Source organism: Shimia sp. Alg240-R146 (assembly GCF_947331465.1).
Classification (GTDB): Bacteria; Pseudomonadota; Alphaproteobacteria; order Rhodobacterales; family Rhodobacteraceae; genus Shimia.
This window is the reverse complement of sequence record NZ_CAMZOK010000001.1, coordinates 1084784-1104997: the sequence shown is the minus strand read 5'-3', so window position 1 is coordinate 1104997 and position 20214 is coordinate 1084784. Positions and strand designations below refer to the sequence as shown.

General features: G+C 54.6%; 14 protein-coding genes. 6 read left to right on the top strand and 8 right to left on the bottom strand.

Annotated elements, in window-relative coordinates; translation table 11 throughout:
• Window positions 1-1088: 1088 nt before the first annotated feature.
• From PG871_RS05340 to PG871_RS05320, 5 genes are all read left to right on the top strand, one after another.
• The gene (locus PG871_RS05340) at window positions 1089-1838 is read left to right on the top strand and encodes a hypothetical protein (protein WP_270726886.1); all 750 of its coding nucleotides are present in this window, start codon (window positions 1089-1091) and stop codon (window positions 1836-1838) included.
• A gap of 138 nt (window positions 1839-1976) precedes the next feature.
• Window positions 1977-4199, top strand: coding sequence for a glycosyltransferase (locus tag PG871_RS05335; RefSeq protein WP_270726884.1), 2223 nt, complete (start codon window positions 1977-1979; stop codon window positions 4197-4199).
• Complete coding sequence (locus tag PG871_RS05330) at window positions 4196-8884, top strand: alginate lyase family protein (protein WP_270726881.1); 4689 nt, start codon at window positions 4196-4198, stop codon at window positions 8882-8884. Before PG871_RS05335 ends, PG871_RS05330 begins: the two co-directional genes overlap by 4 nt.
• Before the next feature lie 399 nt (window positions 8885-9283).
• Window positions 9284-9823, top strand: coding sequence for a hypothetical protein (locus PG871_RS05325; RefSeq protein WP_270726879.1), 540 nt, complete (start codon window positions 9284-9286; stop codon window positions 9821-9823).
• Window positions 9824-10737: 914 nt separating this feature from the next.
• Window positions 10738-11010 carry a hypothetical protein gene (locus PG871_RS05320; RefSeq protein WP_270726877.1) on the top strand — a complete coding sequence of 91 codons (273 nt, stop codon included), beginning with the start codon at window positions 10738-10740 and terminating at the stop codon, window positions 11008-11010.
• Between the two features lie 699 nt (window positions 11011-11709).
• On the opposite strand, the gene PG871_RS05315 is transcribed toward PG871_RS05320, so the two are convergent.
• The 8 genes from PG871_RS05315 to PG871_RS05280 all read right to left on the bottom strand — a co-directional run bounded on the left by PG871_RS05315 (window position 11710) and on the right by PG871_RS05280 (window position 17883).
• Window positions 11710-12669: an energy transducer TonB family protein gene (locus PG871_RS05315; protein WP_270726874.1), complete on the bottom strand. Its 960-nt coding sequence runs from the start codon at window positions 12667-12669 to the stop codon at window positions 11710-11712.
• Window positions 12666-13049 (bottom strand): biopolymer transporter ExbD, encoded by a 384-nt coding sequence (locus PG871_RS05310; protein WP_270726871.1) that lies wholly within the window; start codon window positions 13047-13049, stop codon window positions 12666-12668. Before PG871_RS05310 ends, PG871_RS05315 begins: the two co-directional genes overlap by 4 nt.
• Window positions 13050-13054: 5 nt before the next feature.
• On the bottom strand, window positions 13055-13432 hold the full coding sequence (locus PG871_RS05305) for an ExbD/TolR family protein (protein WP_270726869.1): 378 nt from the start codon (window positions 13430-13432) through the stop codon (window positions 13055-13057).
• Window positions 13433-14098, bottom strand: coding sequence for a MotA/TolQ/ExbB proton channel family protein (locus PG871_RS05300; protein WP_270726867.1), 666 nt, complete (start codon window positions 14096-14098; stop codon window positions 13433-13435).
• A 1-nt stretch (window position 14099) separates the two neighbouring features.
• A complete protein-coding gene (locus PG871_RS05295; protein ID WP_270726864.1) occupies window positions 14100-14885 on the bottom strand; it encodes a heme ABC transporter ATP-binding protein in 786 nt (261 codons plus the stop codon).
• Window positions 14886-14888: 3 nt separating this feature from the next.
• Window positions 14889-15959, bottom strand: a complete 1071-nt coding sequence (locus PG871_RS05290) for a FecCD family ABC transporter permease (RefSeq protein WP_270728718.1) — start codon at window positions 15957-15959, stop codon at window positions 14889-14891.
• 5 nt (window positions 15960-15964) lie between these two features.
• Window positions 15965-16756, bottom strand: coding sequence for a heme/hemin ABC transporter substrate-binding protein (locus PG871_RS05285; RefSeq protein ID WP_270726862.1), 792 nt, complete (start codon window positions 16754-16756; stop codon window positions 15965-15967).
• Window positions 16757-16830: 74 nt separating this feature from the next.
• Window positions 16831-17883, bottom strand: coding sequence for a hemin-degrading factor (locus tag PG871_RS05280; RefSeq protein ID WP_270726860.1), 1053 nt, complete (start codon window positions 17881-17883; stop codon window positions 16831-16833).
• A 227-nt stretch (window positions 17884-18110) separates the two neighbouring features.
• Between PG871_RS05280 and PG871_RS05275 the strand changes: the two genes are divergently transcribed.
• On the top strand, window positions 18111-20147 hold the full coding sequence (locus tag PG871_RS05275) for a TonB-dependent receptor domain-containing protein (RefSeq protein WP_270726857.1): 2037 nt from the start codon (window positions 18111-18113) through the stop codon (window positions 20145-20147).
• Window positions 20148-20214: the final 67 nt, after the last annotated feature.

Below are 20214 nucleotides of genomic sequence, written 5' to 3'. Positions count from 1 at the left end.
TCAGTGTTTCCCCACCTCGCGCGAGTTGCAGCATCTGTCAAAATGAACTCTGACCTGCCTTTCGGCTCTGAAACTGGTTTTTCCGCTTGAAGGTCAGCTTTCGGGAAATCGTGGTAAGCTGTTTGCACTTGCGGCAATGCCTGCCGTTCTTGTCTGATAGTGGCTGCTTTGGGCTGCGAGCCGCCATTCGGCGAGATTTTCACAAGGTCGACAATGGGCAGTAAGTGCGCTCTGCAAAATTCACCCTTTTTCGTGGAGCACAGTCTGTGATCGCTGCGACACGGCGTGAGACACCCGGTCATTGATAAGGGCTGTAGCGAAATTTTGGGGTTGAGTGAGCTTTGTTGTACAAAAGGCTTGGCCCCCGCACTTCCCCTTTCTCTAGGTGGACTCATCCTGCGGGCTCTTCGACGGAGTGTCGAGGGTGGTGTAGCGGTTTAGAATGGCGACGCGGGCTTGGATTTCCGCGACCTGCCGGTCGAAATCTCAGTCCAAAAGGCTTTGGCCTGTCAGCTTCATTTTCGAAGGCAAGAGAGGGCCATGCACCTTTCTCACCGAACTCGAAGTTTGCAGTATTTCGTCTCCGTTCATGCTTCCGCCTTCAGACGCTAAAATGGGGATCGCAGTCTTTTGTAACGATGCAATTTCAAACTTAACCGAGGCGTGGCTCTCTCTTAGTGTCGAGGCCTTTTCTTTTAGAGGGGTCTTCAGAGGCGAAGGGCACCGCTGAAGACCGTTGGAGGGCGCCTTGTTTTCCAGACGTTTTTCTCTTCTGAGCTCTTGGCCGTCTTTCTTATCGTCCGCTACCCGGTGGTTACGATGAGTCAAAAACTCGCCCTTTTCAAATCGCGCTATTTGGCTCCAGAGGCGCTGACGTCAGACACTGTCGTGGCAAAAAGGGTGGATCACTTCAAAAAGGGGAGGCCCAGCGCGCAATTGGTTTGAATTCCATCGGAACGATGGTCTCTACACTTGTTCAGGGTAAGTCGCCAACAGGAATACAGGGATGGCGCACAGCCTGTGGTCTCGGCAGCATAGTGGGTTGACCGAGCCGAATTTCGCCCCATTAATGTTAGGCGGAGGTTAGAATGAAATACATTCTGGCAACATTGTTATATCTCTGCTTTGCCAGCGTTGGCCTGGCAGAAATGCCACGCGTTGAAACCGCTTCGGTACAAGTGAAAGGGGCGGCGAAGATCGTATTTGCAAAGGGGGGCTGCTGGCCGCCTGCGAACAATTCAGTTCGGAACTTTTTCGGACGACGCACGTTTACTCTCAAAGATGCCGACATCGGAAAATGCGGCGGTGATGACAAACCGAAGTCGTCCTATTCTCCACCTGCGCCCTATTTGGAACGGGTCGAAGTCTCAGGCATTAGCCAGCAACTTGGAGGACGCTATCTCTTTTCTACGTTTGTCCATTTTGACCCAAAGTTCGCGTCGGCGGATCAGACTACCTTTTTTACGATCCACCAATGGGACTCTAAGACATGCCGGTGCGCTCCCTTTGTGCGGCTTGTTTTGGACGAACTTGGTGACTTGTACGCATTGGTCTTGAAGCGTCCCTCCAAGCCGGAGGCTTTTCGGCTTGGCACTTGGGGCCGCAAGGACTTTGAGACCAAATGGGTCGAAGTTGCGGTTGATCTCGACACGTCTGCAAAACAATCGGTGTCTATCTATGTTGGTGGAAAACATGAGTTGACGACCGGCGTGTTGGTTCGGGAGGGAGCGAATGTTTTTCCGAAGTTCGGGTTGTTAAGACCTGGAAGAACCGGGCTGCCTCTGCCGACAGATCGTGTGCATTTCACTGGAGCGCGCGTGTCACGGTTGAAGCAATAGGTTCCTGAAGCGGGGTTTCAAGAATTGAGCAGAAGTCGGCTCGCGGGTGTGTAACGTCAGTCTACAATGAGTTCTGTGTCTTTGGCTTAGGCGCCATTGGTAGCTTTGGAAAAAGGTTCTTTGCGGATAGCCGAAACTGTGGTTCACTTTGAAGTGAAACAACAAAAACGGGCGGTTGTGAATGCGAAGCGCCTTATTCGAATGACGAAAACGACTTTTGAACTGTCAGGGGCACTGCAAATCTCTTGTGACATTCTCGTCGTTGCCGATGTGGCTCGAAGGAGCGACACAGGATTGAGAATCCGGCGCGAGATCGAATGCTATCATGAGATGGGCTATCGGGTGGCTATCCGCCACGTTAAAAATGGCAAGTCGCTGGGAGCGGCGTCTCCGGATATTCAGCATTGTGTTAATCTGGGGCTTGCAGAAATCGTAGTAAGTGATGCTGCGGTTGATGCGAATGTTGTGCTGGTTTTTTCTCCAACGCAAATTGACCGGCAGTTTGCCGGTTTTGAAAATCTCACAGCGCGGCGGGTTATTCTGATTGTGGATAGCCTTCCTGATTATGCTGATCTGAGCACATGGAGTCTTCACGAAAAAGGCATTGAAGAGATTGTATTGGCACCTACCAACAGATGGGTGCGAGAAGCAGTCGTAAAGCAAAATCTCCCACTGCGCATAGAGGCAGAGGATTGGCGTTCGGTCGCCAGCGCTGTTGACCCATTGGGCAAGCGCGAGTTGCCAGATCGGCGATTGGTTGTCGGACGGTTCAGTGCGCCTGGAGAAAGCCAGTGGCCGACCAAGAAAAAGCTTTTTGAGACCTACGGGTTCCGAAACGAAGTGGAGTTCCTTTTTGTTGGCTATCCTCCCGATCAATTACGGGCCGCCGTGTCACAGAGAAAAAGTTGGACCGGCCTAAAGTTTGACACGATCTCAGGTGAACGTTTCGTCGATTTGGTCGACGCAATTGCGTATTTCCCAAGCGCACGGGCGCCTGAACTGCCCGAGGCGGTGATTGCCGCGGCGATGGCGTCGGGCAAGCCGGTTTTTTTGCCACCACGGTTTAAGCCGCATTTCGGACCTGGTGCCATTTATTGCTCTGCTGATGTTTTGAAAGCGGAAATTCGGAATTGGTTTGCAGATACCGACGCTTTGAAAGCTTTTTGCCAGGAGGCGAAACGGCAGGCCGGTTTCCAGTTTTCGAAAGATGTTTTGAGCGGCAGGATTCAGAAGCTTGCGGGGCCACCTTCCAAGGTGGCGAGCAGAGCGCGTACCCGCCATCCCAAAAAACCGCGGGTGTTGTTTGTACCGTCCAATGGAGTGGGATTGGGACATGTCACTCGGTTGTTGGCGATTGCGCGTCGAATGGATGCGAAGGTGGAGCCCGTCTTTGCGACCCTTGCGCAGGCCGCCCCGATCATTGAGGCGAGCGGGTATGCTGCCGAGTATATCCCGTCCCAGTCAGATACCGGCGAAGCCTACCAGACCTGGGACAAATGGTTCGGGTATCAACTGAGAGAGCTTGTTGAACGCTATCAGGTAAGCGCCGTGGTGTTTGATGGCAACCATCCGAGCGACGGGTTAATTCAGGCGGTCGGTGCCAGGGTCGGGTGCAAACTCGTATGGGTGCGGCGCGGCATGCTTGGGAAGAAGGTTACACCTTTTATCGACAACACGCGCTTCATGAATCTCATTATCGAACCAAGCGAAGCCGCTCGGGAACGGCAGAATGGGGTTCTGGCATCTCGGCGCGCAGAAGTTTTGGAGGTGCCGCCGATCACTTTGCTGGACAGCTCCGAAGCTTTGCCAAGGCACGAGGCGCGGGATGAGTTGGGATTAAACCAAGAAAAGGCAGCCGTGCTTGTCCAGCTTGGCGCTGGTGCAAATAGGGATGTCCTTGGACTGGCGGATAAAGTCGTCAAGGAGTTGTCTAAACTCGAGGCTTTACAGATTGTTGTAGCCGAATGGGAAAACGGGTTGGTCAGGATGCCGGTCTGGCCAGGTGCACGGGTTCTTCGAGGGTTTCCGATCAGCCGCTTTTTGAATGCTTTCGACTTCTCGGTCTCGGCGGCCGGATATAACACGTACCATGAGGTGCTGAGGTTTGCCCTTCCCACAATTTTCCTTGCCAACCGTAACCCGCAGTTGGACGATCAATGGTCCCGCGCAGAGTTTGCTCAGGACAAACAAGCAGGGTTCAATCTTGCAGAGGACGAACTGTTCCAGCTTCCTGCCTTGTGCGAAGCCCTGTCGAATGAGGCTGTTCGGCAAGTTATCAGGCAAAATTGTCTTGATTTAATTGATGAAAACGGAGCCGCCTCTGCGGCAAAAGCCATTTCTCAGTTGATGAGGGTTTCATGACGAAGGGCAAAAAGTCGAAATTTTCGGGAGTGCTGCGAAACGATGGCGCCGCTCTTGCCGCTTCTAAGCTTCGCGCAAATTCCGTTCGTGTCTATGAGCGGCTTATTGGATTGTCGCACAAGAAAGATATCATAGGCGGGTTTTGGAAAGCTGAGCGGCGGCCGGCAGACGATCTTCACCTGCGCAGACTGACTGAAGCGCAGAAGAGCAGTTGGCCGGTTGCGAGCATGCCGGGCGTCGGCATGCTGCCTGGCTCTGGCTATTTTCAGGGGCTGTCCGCGGGGCCGAAAGGCGTAACTCTGATGGTGGCGGCTTTTGGAGTTTCCGAAGACCGGTTGGAGAAAATCGTTGACCAGATTAGGGATTGGCAGGAAACCGAACCACGCTACCGGCCCGTTTTTCTAACAGATTGTGGACAGCATACGGCGTTTCGGCACTCAGGTTACAACTTCGAGTATTTCCCGCCCGAAATTTATTGCGGCGACGATCAGGTGTCGTTGTTTGTTGAAAGGTTTCACCTGTTACGAAGCAAGTGGCACGCGGCGAGCTTTCTGGACTTGGGTGTGCCCTCTTTCCTGAGAGGCAGGCTTGAAGACGTTTATGACGAGTTGCTCCGGATCCAGCCGGGCGCGTCCCGCGTCTACAGCCCGAGATTGCCAAAGCCGAAACCGAAGCCTCAAGCTGTGACAGATTTTGCGGCTCTGAGAGCCGAGTACTATAGCAAAGGTCTACAGGAAAAACCTGATACGTTTGCGCTTTGCCGGATCATTGGGAACGACTTGCCGCCTCGGCACAAATCCGGGCAGTCGGTGCTAAACCTACGGTTCCTCCTAGAAAATGAACCGATTTTTGAGGACTGCAAGAAAAGCTGGATCGTAAACCGTGTTGTCGACCCTGCGCAACAACGAGCAATCACCGATCTTTTGGATGAGCACGGGCAATCCTATGTGGTTATCCCTTTTGAGTTGGACGAGTACCGCCGTGCGGAGTGGAAGCTGAGCGGTTTTCCGCGCCCAGATTTCATGCTCCGCGACCAGTTTGACGAGATGACGCATTATGACCAACTGCGTGCCCAAGCTCATATCAGAACCGAAAAAATACTCTATGCGGTGAACAACAACGGGGCGCGAAATGTTGCGCTGGACATGGGGCGCGACGAGGCAAAATGGGTTTTGCCATGGGACGGAAACTGTTTTCTCACACAGCAAGCATGGGACGAAGTTCGATCGGCCATCCAAGAAACGCCCTATCTGAAGTATTTCGTCGTTCCGATGGTGCGAGTGTCGGACAATCAGCCTCTTATTGAGGGGGGAGAGATCCCTGAACCGGAAGAAGAGCCTCAAATCATTTTTCGAAGTGATTCCAGCGTTTTGTTTGACGAAAAGTTGCCATATGGCCGCCGACCCAAGGTTGACCTGTTGTGGCGATTGGGGGTTCCCGGGGTTTGGGACAGTTGGGCTGACGATGTCTGGGACCTCCCCAGATCAAAGCGCAGCGAGGATGCAGGGGCATTTGGCGAGGCTGGTCGAGTCGCGAGGCTGGCGTCGGGGCAAGAAGAAGGTGAAGAGGCGCCGCTTACCAAAAGTGTCAATCGGGCCATAGCGCGCTCGGAAGGTCTAATCGATTTGTTGGATGGCTTAGATCAACAGGCATTGGCCAGCGCGATGCAACCAGAACAATTGACGATCTATGCGGCGGAAAGCCTGGGTGCTTTGTCCAGAGCGCCAGCCGAGTCAAATATGGCGCTGGTTTATGACCGATTGCTGCAAGAAGCGGAGTTGGCGCTAGAACGTGGAACGCATTCGGTATTGGACAAAGCCACAGAACCACCGTCCGGAGACAAGCAAGATTATTTCAACCCGGCTGCCTTTTGGTGGCCCGACAAACGCACTCAAAACGGGTTGCCCGGAGAGTGGCGGGAAGGGCATCGTTCACCTGACTCCGAGCTATACTCCGACGAAAGCGCGCAATACGATCGCACGAGGTTGCAGCGCGTATTTGATGACACAACGGTCTTGGCGCTTGCCGGATGCGCTAGCGGACAAAATCGTTATGATACTCAAGCTGCAAAATTGGTACGCCGGTGGTTCCTCAATCCCGAAACGGCTATGTCACCACATTTGGAATTCGCACAGTTTAACCCGAAGAACGATCCTGAGAATGGATCTGCCCGCGGCTTGATCGACACAAGAGATTTCTACTTCTTTCTTGATGCGGTTCGATTGCTTCTGCGGTCGGGAGCGCTGACAAAGGCAGAAGGTGCTGTTCTCCGGGAGTGGCTTACCGCGTATCTGGATTGGCTGGTTGACAGCGAGCAAGGGCGCAAGGCGAGTCGATTGGGCGACTATCAAGGCACCAGCTACGACCTACAGGTTGCCGCCATTGCTCTTTACGTTGATGACGCAAAGAGGCTTGCGGACGTCCTGTTGCGCTGCCGATACAGAATTGGGTCTCAATTCGGTGTGCATGGCCAACAGCTGCGGGAGATGAAAAAAGTCCAGAGCGCCAATTTCTGCGCCATAAATTTGCAAACATGGATGCATCTGGCAAATCTGGCTCTTTCTGTTGGCGATGATCTTTGGGGGTATCAGACGGAGGACGGAGTTGGCTTGGCGATGGCCTCCAATTGGATGCTTTCGAGATTTGACGGCGGCACTTGGCCTTATAGGCAGGACAGGAAGTTTCATCTGGACAGAATGTTGCCGTTGACTCTAGGGGCCAATGCGCGTTTCGGAGGTACCGATAGTGTGGGACTTGCGATGAAATGCTTGCGCAAGCCGATGTTCCATCCTGAAGACGTTGTGCCACCGTTCTGGATGTTGTCGCTGGGACTTCGGGAAGTCAGCGTAAGCGCACCCAACAATGTTGTGACGCGTGTGCGAAAAGAGGCAAACGCAATTGCGAATGCCGCGGTTGAAGACACGCGGCAAGACTGGACACCGAGCGAATTGGAAAATCGGTTGTGGGGCGGTTATTCGTCTCTTGCACTTGCGAAGCTTAAAAAGCTGGCAAATGACCCTGACGCGCGCGATCGAGACCGTGAGAGCGCTAGTTGGAAGCAGGCAAGATGGTTTAGCGGCCTAGGGCGCTCAGATGACGCTCTGGAGGCTTTGGAGCAGATCAGCCCAGAGCGACGAGCCAAGAGAAAGGACTATGCTCTTCTGGAGGCCGATTGCCTGATACGCGCGGGCCGGAATGAAGAGGCAAGGGAGATAGCTTTAAACAGTTTGGTTGAAAGAATGGGTGATCCGAGCCTGACGTTTGTCGTGGCAAATAGCTTTTTCGGGCAAAAGGGAATGACACGGCGGCGGGCGGACGGAGAACGTTTATCGTGGATTAACAAAGTCTATTCTGACAATGGGCTTGAAACGCTGAAACTCCTCGATCCGAAGAAGCCGTTGTCGTTCTTCAATATCCAAGGATCGCAGTCAAAAGGCGCGGCGATCGATCCAGAGGTTCAACCCAAGGTCTCGGTTATTATTCCGGTCTACAACGGTGAAGAAACCCTTCCAGTGGCGTTGCGCAGCCTACAAGGCCAGACCTGGAAGAACCTGGAAATCATTGTCTCCGACGATGCCAGCACTGATCAGACTTGCGAGATTGTGAAGGAGATCGCGCGCACCGACCGGCGAATAAAGTTGCTACGCGGAAAGAACAACAGGGGAGCTTATGTTGCGAGAAATGCCGGCCTCCGGCGTGCAACAGGTGCGTTCATAACTGTGCATGATGCAGACGATTGGTCCCATCCTGAAAAAATAGAACTCCAGATGCGGCACTTACTTGTACGCAGCAATTCTGCGGGCGCTGTGACTGTTTGGGGGAGAGTGGATCCGGATCTCTATGCGCTAAGTAACTGGCGGCCGATGTCAACGCTGTTTACCACCAACCATTCTTCTTTGATGTTGCGTCGCGAGGCAATCGATCAAATTGGACATTGGGACCGTGTCAGGATCGGGGCTGACATGGAATTGCTGCGCCGGTTCGAAGCTCTGTTTGGCAAAGACAAGATCACCACGATATTTTCGAAAGTGCCTCTCTCATTGAGTCTGGAGCGTCCGGAGGCCTTAACGCGTGCACAGGCAACACATGTGAAGACAATCTATCACGGTGTTCGGTTGGATTATCGAAGGAATTATCTTCGCTGGCGGTCGAAACTGAGCCAATCCGAAGCTCCAAACTTCACAACTTCTAGAAAACGCGTGTTTCCGGCGCCGAGAATTATGCTGCCAATCCGCGTGCCGCGCGTTGCCTATCGTTCGATATTTGTCGCCGACTTTTCAGCCAATGCGCCGCAAATAGAAGAGGTGGTGGAAGTTGTGAACGCCGCTGTACGAAGCGGAAAAGGCATCGGGATTATGGATTGGCCGGATTTCGAGAGGGAATTGGATCGTGGCATGCATCCGATCATCGAAGATCTGGTCGACACCTTTAAAATTGAGCTCGTAAGCGCTTTCGAAAAAGTTGAAGCGGAGTCGGTTGTGCTTTGCGATCCCTATCTGGCGCGATTTGAAATCGATGGGTTGTCTGGCCTTGACGTTGAGAAGGTGACGGCGCTGTGCGTAGACACAGCGACTAAGGGCGTCCAGTTTGACCCACGCGCGCGCCGAATGCCTTCCGCGCAGGAGCTGGAGCGGATTTTTGGTGCACCGTGTCAATGGCATTCTATCAAGACATGGCATCCGTAACCGGAAAGCACTCCTGAACATCAACACCGGTTCTTCGGTCGGTGGTCAATCCCAACAAGGTCTGGCGCGGTTTGGAGATGTTCTTGAAGCGTGCTGAACACCGGGAAACCTGGGCAATTGTTTCGTGTTCAGCCGAGAGCGAAGAATCTTTTTCCTAATTTGAGGCGTGAAAACCGTTTGCGCAACTTGGCGCAAGTGACGCCTTGTTCCGAAATCCAGTTTTGGTAACTTCATTGTTCAGGCTTTGCGAACAAACTGTTTCTGCCAAGCGGGGGTCCAATTTTTGCCAGAAAGAATGAGCAAAAAGAAACTCCTTCTTGGCTTGGAGCGGCTAGTGTCGCCTTAAAAATCATCCAAGCGCACGAAGAGAGCGTATAGGGGCAAGAAAGCGAGCAGAAAATGAAGTTTCCCAAGGTATCTTGGGGGCGCACAGGCAACTTGAATGTCGCGATCTTTGCGGTCGCACTCGTTGGTTGTGCTTGGGCCTCCACCACCGATGCTGCGGAACCTAAGCGTTCCAATGTCATTGTGATTTCGCACGATCGTGGCGGAGACGTGGTGAAGTACGCGCAGAGGGTATCGCGCGTAAAACACGCAAACTCGAGAGTGAAGTTTCAGGGCAAATGCCAGTCGGCTTGCACACTGTTTCTGGGCCTGCCAGCGGAGCAGACGTGTATCGCGCGTGGCGCATCCTTCTCATTCCACCGAGCTTATGGCGCCAGCCAAGAGATGAACGCTTGGGGAACCGATTACATGCTGAAGTCCTATCCGGCGTGGGTTGCGCACTGGATCGCTCGAAATGGTGGATTGGGGAAAAATCTCATTCACATGAAATATGAATATGCATCGCAGTACCTCCCGACCTGTTCCCAGCGAGAAGTTCTAAAGCCGCGTCTTCTTGCAGCGGTTTCGCCAAAAGGCGATATCCCGAAGCGATAGGCAGGGCTCCGCCCCCCCTCCGCATAGTTACTGCCTCGCGTATTGGCAGCCCATTGGCGGGCGAGCAAACCTTCGGCGCGCAAGATGTGATGATTGGTTTGGCTCGCGCGGGCTCACGAGCGCCGCTTGTCAGAACCAAAGGTACCTGCGCCCACAATCTATCTCGATGACCTGTGCGTGATTCAACGGATCACATATTTCGCATGTGCGGTCTTGGCGAATCGGCGAATTTCCACACAGAAAATGGCTTTAGGTACGATGGGTTGGAGCATCTTTGCCTCGAAATTAATCGCTTCGTGCCGGATCTTTCGAAAAAAATTTTTGGGGTCCTTGAGACGCGATTTGGCATTGCAGCGTTGGGTAAGTCAGTGGCAATTTGCAAATTGTAGAAGTCACTTCAGGGTTGTTTTTTGTGGTCCAGACGGTCTTGGAGGCGCGTTGCTACGTACGTTTTATAAAATTCGACTCCAAATGGGTCGCTGTCCCGTGGCCCCGGATCGCAGGCAGGGAACGATGCACTAGGTATTGCGTTTAGGTTTTGTGCTTGGAGCAGTTCATGTGGTTCGAGAAGATTGCCAATTTTCCACGCCGGATCGGCAAACCGCGCTTTCACCCCGGGATGCCGCTTGCAGCTAGACTGTTAAATCGCAGCAACAATAGAATTCCTCCTTCCCATCGTCCACGCGCGGAAGGAGAGTCTTTCGTCGGAAGCAGGCGCCTAAACCTGCCGCCTGACTGGCGGTGGTGGTTCAAACATTGTGTCCAAAAAAGGGCAGGTGAATGGCGGAATTTTGACACAGATCAAAACATTCCGTATGTTGATTGTGTTATTATTATTATGATGCAAAGACTTAACGGCTGGGTGGGGTGAGATTATGAAACGGAAAAGTGTTGGTGTAGTCTCTGCGCTTTCAATGATTTTTATTCAAGCGGGTCTTGATCCATCGGCTTTGGCTCAAGAGGCGGAAGATCTTGAATTGCGCTGCGCGTACTACCGAGACCTCGGTTCCAAAGAAGAACTGCAGCGAGAACTCGAGAGTCTGTTGGAGACAGATCCGGACGATCAATGCATTCCGCTGATTGTCGGGCTGTTGGGCCCGGTACCTGTGGCGGTTGTCACGGATCCGCCGATTGGAGATCCTGACACTCCTGATGGCCCAGGTGGAGTGGCACCAACATCTTACTGACCAAACGCGTTAAGCTGTGGTAATTTGGCGTGCTCATCCACTGTTGTTGCTTGCGCGGCCAACAAAGAAGCGGGCATGTCTCCGAAAGTCTCGGCTTTGATATCAGCACAGGGTTTTGCGGGTTTCCGCAGAATCGCTGCCCCTTCTCGCTGCCCCTATGGTCGGGAGGGACGGGTATTCCGTTCCTGGGAGCCTTTCTTGGGGCGGTGGGGCCATCTAGTCGGCGAGGCTTTGATCGTTTGCATGAAGTGGTATTTTTTGTGGTATGAACAAAAATCGTACGTTTTTTTATATTACTTTTGAAAATTCTGCGGGAAAATATAGGCGGACACCTTCTCCGCCATTACCCTTTGTTTTTTTCGTTTAAAATTTCGAAAGTAATGGCTTACCCCACAACATACCCAACAAAGAAAAAAGCCTTAGAAACTTTGTCTCGTTGCAAGCGTTTCGATTAAACCGCGAATTTCCCCTCAAGGCCATAACGGCCAAGTTGGTTTGAATACTTGCGCACAAACGCGATATTCGATTGGTTCTCTCATCACTCAATCTCAAACCGATTGCGCTTGTTCTGCGAGCGGCGTCTAACGGCGGCTCCCAGCCCAAAGCAGGAACGGCCCTTCCGCAAATCGGGCGTACTATTTCGCGCGGAACTTTATCGGCTAAAGAAAACGCTCTTTGATCGCCCATTGACCAACCGTTTTACTTGCTTGAAAAAATCGGCACGGCCATCGGAATTGAAGACACCTCCAATCCTCTCGGAGCCCGTGGCATGTTTCCGGCCAATCGCACCGATTTTAATGCGGCTTGATCAATCCGCGCGTTGCCTGAAGATTTGAGCAATTTGATTGCGGACACCTTCCCGTTGGCCGCCACCGTGAAGCCAACGATCGCTCGCCCCTTGCCAACGCCTTTGGGGGCGTGGCGGGCAACGCGGTTGCGTATTTGTTGCCCCCATTTAACAGCCAACCTCTTGTGTTTTGCCTTTGAAATTGTGGCTGTGTCGTCGCTTCCGTTGTTGCCCTTTGCAGTGTCTCCCCCGGCACCAGAAGCCCGGCGTGACTGAACTTGAATTGCGCTTTGTGAGGCAGGCTTTGGTTTGGCCTCATCTGCAGACTTTGGGGGCGTGACGGGCTTCGCTTGTGATGGTGAGACCGGCTCCGCCGGTGGCTTAGGGACAGCTGGCGCTTTCGGAGGGTGAGCAACTTGCGGCGGGATTGTTTTTGGAAACAAGGCAGGCGCATTGGGAGGTTTCTGAACGGAAGGCGCGATTGGCGATTGAAGCGAAACTTTCGGTGGCTCTGCGGAAGGCGCAACAGGCAAGGGAGGCGCATCGGCGGCGCCGACCGTCAGGCTGATCGCTTGAGATGGGGCTGGGAAGTCGGGATCGGAAACGGCAACCAAAGCGGTGGGCGACATTTGCGAGGCGGTTGACATAGCCGTCGGCATTTCAGCCACCTCAGCGATCTCCGGCGGGCTGTCCCAATTTTCGACCAACGTCGCAATGCTGGCAGTTGACGCCATGACCTGCAAAATGTCCGCGCCCGCTGCACCTGCACTCTCCAAGCCGCTCTCCAACTGCGGTGACACAAACGCCAGATGCACCGCGACCACCAAACCGCCAATCATTAATACTTCTGAGGATGTCTGAAGCGTTTTCATCGGGAGGCCGACACAAGTTTCAGGCTTCGCACGCCAGCCGCCGCCAGTTTAGGCAGCAGCGCCGCGATTTTTTCTGCTCCCACTCCCTTGTCAGCCCGAAGCATCAACGGCGTTTCTTCAGGATAGCCCTGCAAAGCCAACAACACGGCGTCCTCTCCGCGAGCGTCTTCAAAGGCCATCTCGCCATTGGCCGTGACAAATAGGATGGCTTTCCCTTCCGCGGGCGTTTCCGCATTGGCGAGCGGAGGGTCCACTTCAAATGGCTCGGGCGGAGTGATCTGTGCGGTCATCAAAAAGAACACCAACAACAGAAAAACCACGTTAATCATCGGAATGACGCTTTCGCGCGCTGGGCGTTTGGGAGATGCCTGAAATTGCACGATTTTTACTCCACCAACACCAGCGTTTCATATCCGGCGTCCGCCAGACGCCCCATGACATCGACAACGCGTTGCAGATCCGCGCCGTCACGGGCGCGCACCACGATTGTGTCGCTATGGGACAACATCATCGCACCTAGATCCGCGAGCAGATCCTCCACCCGCGTGAGGCTTCCATTCAAGCTCAAATCATCAGGTCGCACTTCGACAAGCCGAGGCGGACCTTGGTAGGGGCGATCCGAAGCGGCGGCGAGTGGCAGCTTGATTTCCATATCCTGCCCGAACCGCGAGGCAAGCATGAAGAACACCAACAACAAGAACACGACGTCTATCATCGGCGTGAGGCTTGGCTTGCGTCGCGATGGGGCGGGTGCGAACTGCATCTATTCTGCCGCCAGCGGAACTTCTTGGGTGTTCGGGGCGCTGGTTTGAATTCGGGTAGCAGCGTCCTCCATGTCTTCCTGCGCACGTTGAACAACAGATTCAAACCACGTCAGCGCAACCGAGGCCGGAATGGCCACAGCCATGCCTGCCGCCGTGGTTAAAAGGGCCTCCCAGATTCCGCCAGCAAGGTCCGCGGGATCAGCGCGCGATCCCGCTTCCTGCAACGTTTGAAACGCCGCGATCATACCAAGAACCGTGCCCAGAAGACCCAACAGCGGCGCGATGGTGGCGATCAATTCAAGTGCGCGCAGTCCGACGCGGGCGTCACCCAATTTGCGGCGCGCTACCCGTTCTATCTCTTCGCGTTGTTGTGCCGAAGAAAGCCTGTTCTCCGCGGTGACGGTCATTGTCGCGGCCGCAACCACAGCCCTGAGCGATCGGCGCCCAGTAAGCACAGTTTGCGCGCCGTTTCGATCACCTTGGCACCAGAGCAACACGGCATGCTCCGTAGTGCGCCCCGCCCAAGCCCCCATCAACACCAGTCGCCATATTTTCCAAAGGATAAGCACACCAGTGATCACCGACAGCGCGGCAATCGCCCAGATTGCTGGGCCACCTTGTTGCAGAAATGAAAGCGCTTCGGCCCACCGTTCTTGAAGATGCATGTCAATGTACTCCCATCGAGGCCATATGCGGCAGAATGTATGTGCCGCTGGACGGCGGCGTGTTGACCTGTACCGCGCAATTGTAGGCGCGGCTTAGCAGGTCGTTGGTGAGGATTTCATCGGGTGTGGACTGGGCAATAATCCGACCGTCGCTGATCAAGGCGATTTGATCGGCAAACATGGCCGTTAGGTTCAGGTCGTGCATGACGGCCACAACACCGCCTCCGGCATCGGCAAAGTCGCGCGCGATTTGCATCACTTGCAGCTGATGTGCGATGTCCAAAGCGGACACAGGTTCATCAAGAAACAACCAACGCGGACCCACCTCTGATATTGGTTCCCAGACTTGCGCCAAGACCCGAGCCAGTTGCACGCGTTGCTGCTCCCCACCTGAAAGTTCCTGATAAAACCGCGCGCCATAGTCCGCCAGTCCAACACGAGAAAGGGCAGCGGGGATAATTTCGGCTTGGTCGGCAGTCACACCAGAAATCAGTCCCAGCCGGACGACCTCAGATACCGTAAAAGGGAAGGCGAGCGGCGTGGTCTGAGGCAGGACGCCTCGAATTGCGGCCAACTCCCATGGCTTGGCCGAGCCAGCATTCTGGCCATTCAACATAACCTGACCGTCGTGAGATGCCTCACCGGTTATGGCTTTCAGGAGCGTTGTTTTACCCGACCCATTTGGTCCAACGATGGCTGTCAATGCGCCGGGCTTGGCGTCAAACGACACGTCGTGCAGCACGGTGCGCGGACCAAAGTGAACGGTGATGTTTTCTGCTCTAAGCATCGATTACATGTCCAAAATACCGCGACGACGCAGCAATATCCAAAGGAAGAATGGCCCACCGATCACCGCCATGATAATCCCGATCGGCAGTTCAGCCGGCGCGATGACCACGCGACTGATGATGTCAGCCACCAACAACAGTGCGGCGCCAAGCAAGGCGGAGTTTCGCAGCAGGTAGCGGTGGTCCGGCCCTACCGCCAATCGAAGCAGATGCGGCACCACGATCCCGACAAACCCGATGCCTCCGCTGACCGCGACGGCTGATCCTACTGCGGCGGCGACGGCCAAAATCGCGGTGTTCTTGGTGCGCTGAACCGCGATCCCCATGTGGCTCGCAGCGGCCTCGCCGAGCGCAAGTCCATTGAGACCCTTCGCTACAAAGGGCGCTGCAATAAAGGCGACGATCATCAGCGGCGCCGCTGTAAAAAGCTTGGACCAGGTCGCCCCGGCGATTGAGCCCATTCCCCAAAATGTCAGGGTGCGCAGCTGTGCGTCATCCGCGATGTAAACCAAAAGTCCCGAAATCGCGCCCGTCAACGCGCCAAGCGCGATGCCAGCCAGAAGCATTGTCGCGACAGACGTGTGACCTTTGCGTGTGGACACCCGATAAAGGATTATTGTGCTGGCCCAACTTCCCAAAAAGGCCGCAAAGGGTACGAGGTAGTATCCCAAGACATCCTGCAAAGCCAAAGGCAACAGCCCGCCCAGAACGATGGCGACAATCGCGCCAAAACCGGCACCCGCGCTGACCCCAATCAAGCCAGGGTCCGCCAACGGGTTGCGAAACAACCCCTGCATGATGGCACCAGATACGGCCAACGCGGCACCGACCAGCGCGCCCATCAAGGTGCGCGGCAGGCGAATATCCCAAAGTACCACACGGTCCCTTAAGCTTAAATCTTCGCCGCGCAAAAAATCCCACAGTGTCGTCCACAGAGAAGTCCCCGAGGCCCCAATTGCCAGCGATGCAAGCACGGCGGCAAAAAGGACCACCAAAAGCGCACTGGTCAGCCGGTTGGCTTGATGAGACCGATCCCCCGCCAGCGCGACGCCTCTTGGCACATCCGCTGCCATCGCCATCAGCTTGCAACTCTCGCAAGTGCAGCCGCGAGATCAGAAATCGCCTGGCCCGTGCGCACAGAAAACCCGAGAAGAAGCATACCATCTATGCGTACCAACGCGCCCTTCTGCGCCGCTGGCGTCTGGCCCAGCGATGGGTGCGCCTTAAGATCGGCCAGTGAGGCGTCATGATCACCGCCTCGATCCATCATCAAGATGACTTCAGCACCACTTGTCACAATGGCCTCGTCGGTGATCGGTTTGAAACCTTCAAACCCAACAGCCGCGTTTTGCCCACCAGCAAGGGTGATGATCGCATCCGCGCTGGTATTCTGCCCGCCCGCCATGACGCGCCCACCTGCGGTGGAAAGAACAAACAAAACCTTGGGACGGTGTGTCGCGTCAATCTTGGTCATCGCGGCGGCGATCTCGGCATCCACCTTTGCGGCCAATGCCGCGCCTTTTTCTGGCACACCCAATACTGCAGCCACCGACATAACTTTTTCGCCGATAGCGTCTCGGCTAAAGCCATCGCTTACCTCGACCACTGGAACCGATGCTTCGCGAAGCAATTCGATGGTCTCGATCGGGCCTGCACCGGTCTCACTCAAGATCATGTCTGGATTGACCGAAAGCACGCCCTCCGCCGACAAAGCGCGGATATAGCCTACGTCTGGCAAGTCCAGTGCCGCGGGCGGATGGTTCGACGTGGTATCGCGGGCCACAAGCCGGCCTTCTTCGCCGAGCGCATAAACAATTTCCGTGACGGCGCCACCAACTGCGACGATCCTCTGCGGTATTTCTTCAGCCATTGGGGCCGTTCCAAATGACAAGGTCAGCGCGGCCGCCACGATCGCTGACGATGTGGCACGCGGGCGCCGGCAGATCATGCCGTCACCTCGGAGAATTCGCCCTCAAGCTCCGCTACTAATGCATTCCAGCTCGCACCGGCATCTTCTTCACGCAACACCCCGAAGAACTGCGTGATCAAAGCCCCATCCGCGCCGAAAGCCTCGATAGAAATCGCAGGCCCGCGCCGTGTATTCTTTGTCACCGCGTAGACCTCAGCAATGTGATCCTTGCGCAGATGCAAATCATGGTCTTTGTCCAGCACGTTGATCCACGGGCCCATGTCGACAATGCGGCTTACAGGGCCTGTGTGGATTTCTATGCAGCCACGGTTGCCGACAAAAATCATGATCGGAACTTCCTTTTCCGACGCTCGGTGCAGTAAGGCCTCAACAACCTTTGGCGCGAGCTTGCGGGCGTGCGGCGTGCCGGCAAGACGATATGCGCCAAGCCGGTTCATCTTCAATTTGCGGGTCAACTGCATGAACTGGTGCGTATCGGTCAGCTTGTCCCACTCAGCCCGCAAGGTCTCAGTTTTCGCAGGATCACCTTTTGGGCCTTCAACCGGCTCGCGCGGTTCGACAGTCAAAGTATCAACCTGATCACTGATCTTCAGCTCATCAACAACAGGTGCCCATTCCTCGATGATCGAGGTTTCGCGCAAATGCACTTTGTGCACTGCGTCGCCTGCCGCATCAAACACCTGAATGGAGCGTTTCAGGCCGCGATCTGATTGTTTTTCCACGGCGAATGCATGTGTCCAAATGCGAGGAAACATGCGCAAGTCAATCGCGTCATTAACCACCAAAGAGGCGTGTGCTCCTGAGGTGTAATTGGCGTATTGACCAACCTTTTCAATCACACACGACGGATTTCGGGTCAGCGCCATGACCTCGCCCAGTCGTTCGAATGCAGAAAACAACGGATCCAAGTCTGCAGAGATCCGCGTCACGCCGTGGCCGACATGCGCAGCCACAAGTTCGGCTTCTGAAATACCCAGTTTGTCCGCGAGATCGCGCTCACGCAGTTTGTCATGTTCTTGTCTGGCTTCACGAATGTCACGCGAAGAAATAGCGGTCGCCACTGCCATGGTGCGCTCCTGTTGTTCTGTTTTTTGGAAGGGCAGTCTGGCGTGCGACCGATTTGTCGCGTTTGGCTGGCGCCCGTGATCCGAGGGTGAATCACAATGTTGACAGAAATACTCATGTTTAATATCGAACGCAAGACGCTCGATGGAAACTTCGGGAATCAAATCAAAAAGCTCCACGCCAGCGCCCCAAGCCAGCCCAAGGAATAATCAATTGGAAGGGGACACCTATGCGTGCCTGCATCTCTCGCAAGGCCGTGCTGCTGTGTAGCGCGGCCCTCATTTCGGCAACACCAGCGTTGGCGCAAGACGGACCGTCAAACGACTATGTGGATGGCGTTTTGTTGTTGGACGAAATCGAGCTCAAGCGCTCCAAGCGTGACATCAAAACGGAAACCGCAACGTCTGTGACTGTTATAGAACAGGAAGAAATGGACGACCGACAAGCCACCACAATTGGCGAGTTGGTTGACAGTGTCCCGGGCGTGACGCTGATCAACGGCGCAACGCCACAAGGTTCAGGGATAAACATCCGAGGGTTTGGTGCAAACGGAACATACGGCAGCGACCAGAAAGTTCTCATCCAAGTCGACGGGGCCACAGTTGGGTCCGAAGAACTATACCGCATCAGCACGCAACTGTTCACTGACCCGCAGCTTTATAAAGAGGTGACTGTTCTGCGGGGCCTTGGCGGGTCCTTTGAATATGGGTCTGGCGCCATTGGCGGCGTTCTGTTGTTGGAAACCAAAGACGCGGCCGATTTCACGGGCGGCGAAGTCGGGTTTCGCTTCCGCCAAACCCTGCAAGCCAACAGCAATGGCGATGGGATCTCCAGCTCTTCGATCCTCGCGTGGCAACCCACCGAGAATTTCGAAGTTTTGGGCAACGTGACCTACAGCACTCAAAACAATCAGAAAGACGGATCAGGAGCAGTGATCGGAAACTCCGAGTTTGCACTGCCCTCCTATGCTTTGAAAATGCGCGGACACTTTGGCGACGACCGCGCGCATCGTCTGGAATTCAGTCTCAGCAACTCTTCTGTTCAAGAGCGCGATGTGCCCTATGACAGCTTTGGCACAACCGCAGATTCCTTTGGCAACGTCGATCGCGACATCGAAAATACGGCGGGTGTGCTTACGTATGGCTATAACCCTGTCCACAACGATCTGATCGATCTGCAAGTGCAGTTCAGCTATGCTGATCAAAAGATTGACCAAAGCTATGTTGCTGGCTCCTCCCCACTGGAAGGCACCTCAAGCTGGCCGTTTCTGGAACCACTGGTCAATGCCGATCACCGCTATGAGACAAGCAAGCTTCTGCTCAAAAACAACGCGATGTTCACCACAGGCCGCGCCAGCCACGACATGCGGTTTGGTGTCGAGCTGAGCCAGCGCAAGCGGCTAGATGCGTCCTCGGCTCCGGGCGGAACAGACGAACGGCTCGCGGTTTTCATTGTGGACGAAATCGATTTTGGCAATGGTTTGACAATCACGCCAGGCATGCGGTTTGAAGATCAGACCGTGTCCCCAAACGACCTGCTTGACCCATCTTATGACAACTCTGCGCTAATGGGCGGCGTGTCGGCCCAATACAAGTTTGCCAGCGGATGGTCGGTCTTTGGCAGTGCAGGATATACCGAAAGCATGCCTGTGATTGACGATCTCGGAAATCCACTTTTCATGACGCAAAGTGAAAAGGCCCGGAACTATGAACTTGGCGTCGGTTATTCCAACACTGGGATCTTCAACGATCAGGATGCCGTTGCTTTTAAGGCCACGGTTTACAAGACCGACATCTGGAACATCACGTCCTACAATGTGCCCGGAGGCTTTGATCCAATCGACACTGTAGACATGCATGGTCTGGAACTTGAGGCGCGCTATTCTCACGACAACGGGTTCTATTCGGATGTAAACTTGAACCTACAGCGCGGCGAATATCATTCCGACGCGGCAGGTACCGGCGGGGATTGGGAACAAATTCCGGCTGACCAACTGCGCCTAACTCTGGGCAAGCGCTGGGGGCGCGAATGGGATCTCAGCTGGGAAGTGGTGGCAAACGCGAAAATGAGCCGCAGCACCTCACCTAGCGCCTCAAATTTGGTCAACAACCTTCGCGCCACCTATCGTCCTCAAGCGTCTGGTTGGAATGGACTTGAGGTGCGCATGGGCGTGGAAAACATGTTTGACGCCGACTACACACCGCATCTGGCCACTCGCCCCGCACCGGGCCGAACGTTCAAACTCTCCTTGGCCAAGACCTTTTAGAGGCATCGGACCCTTAACAAACTCACTGCGGCGGGTCAGGCTCGCCGCAGTATTCTCAGGCCATCCA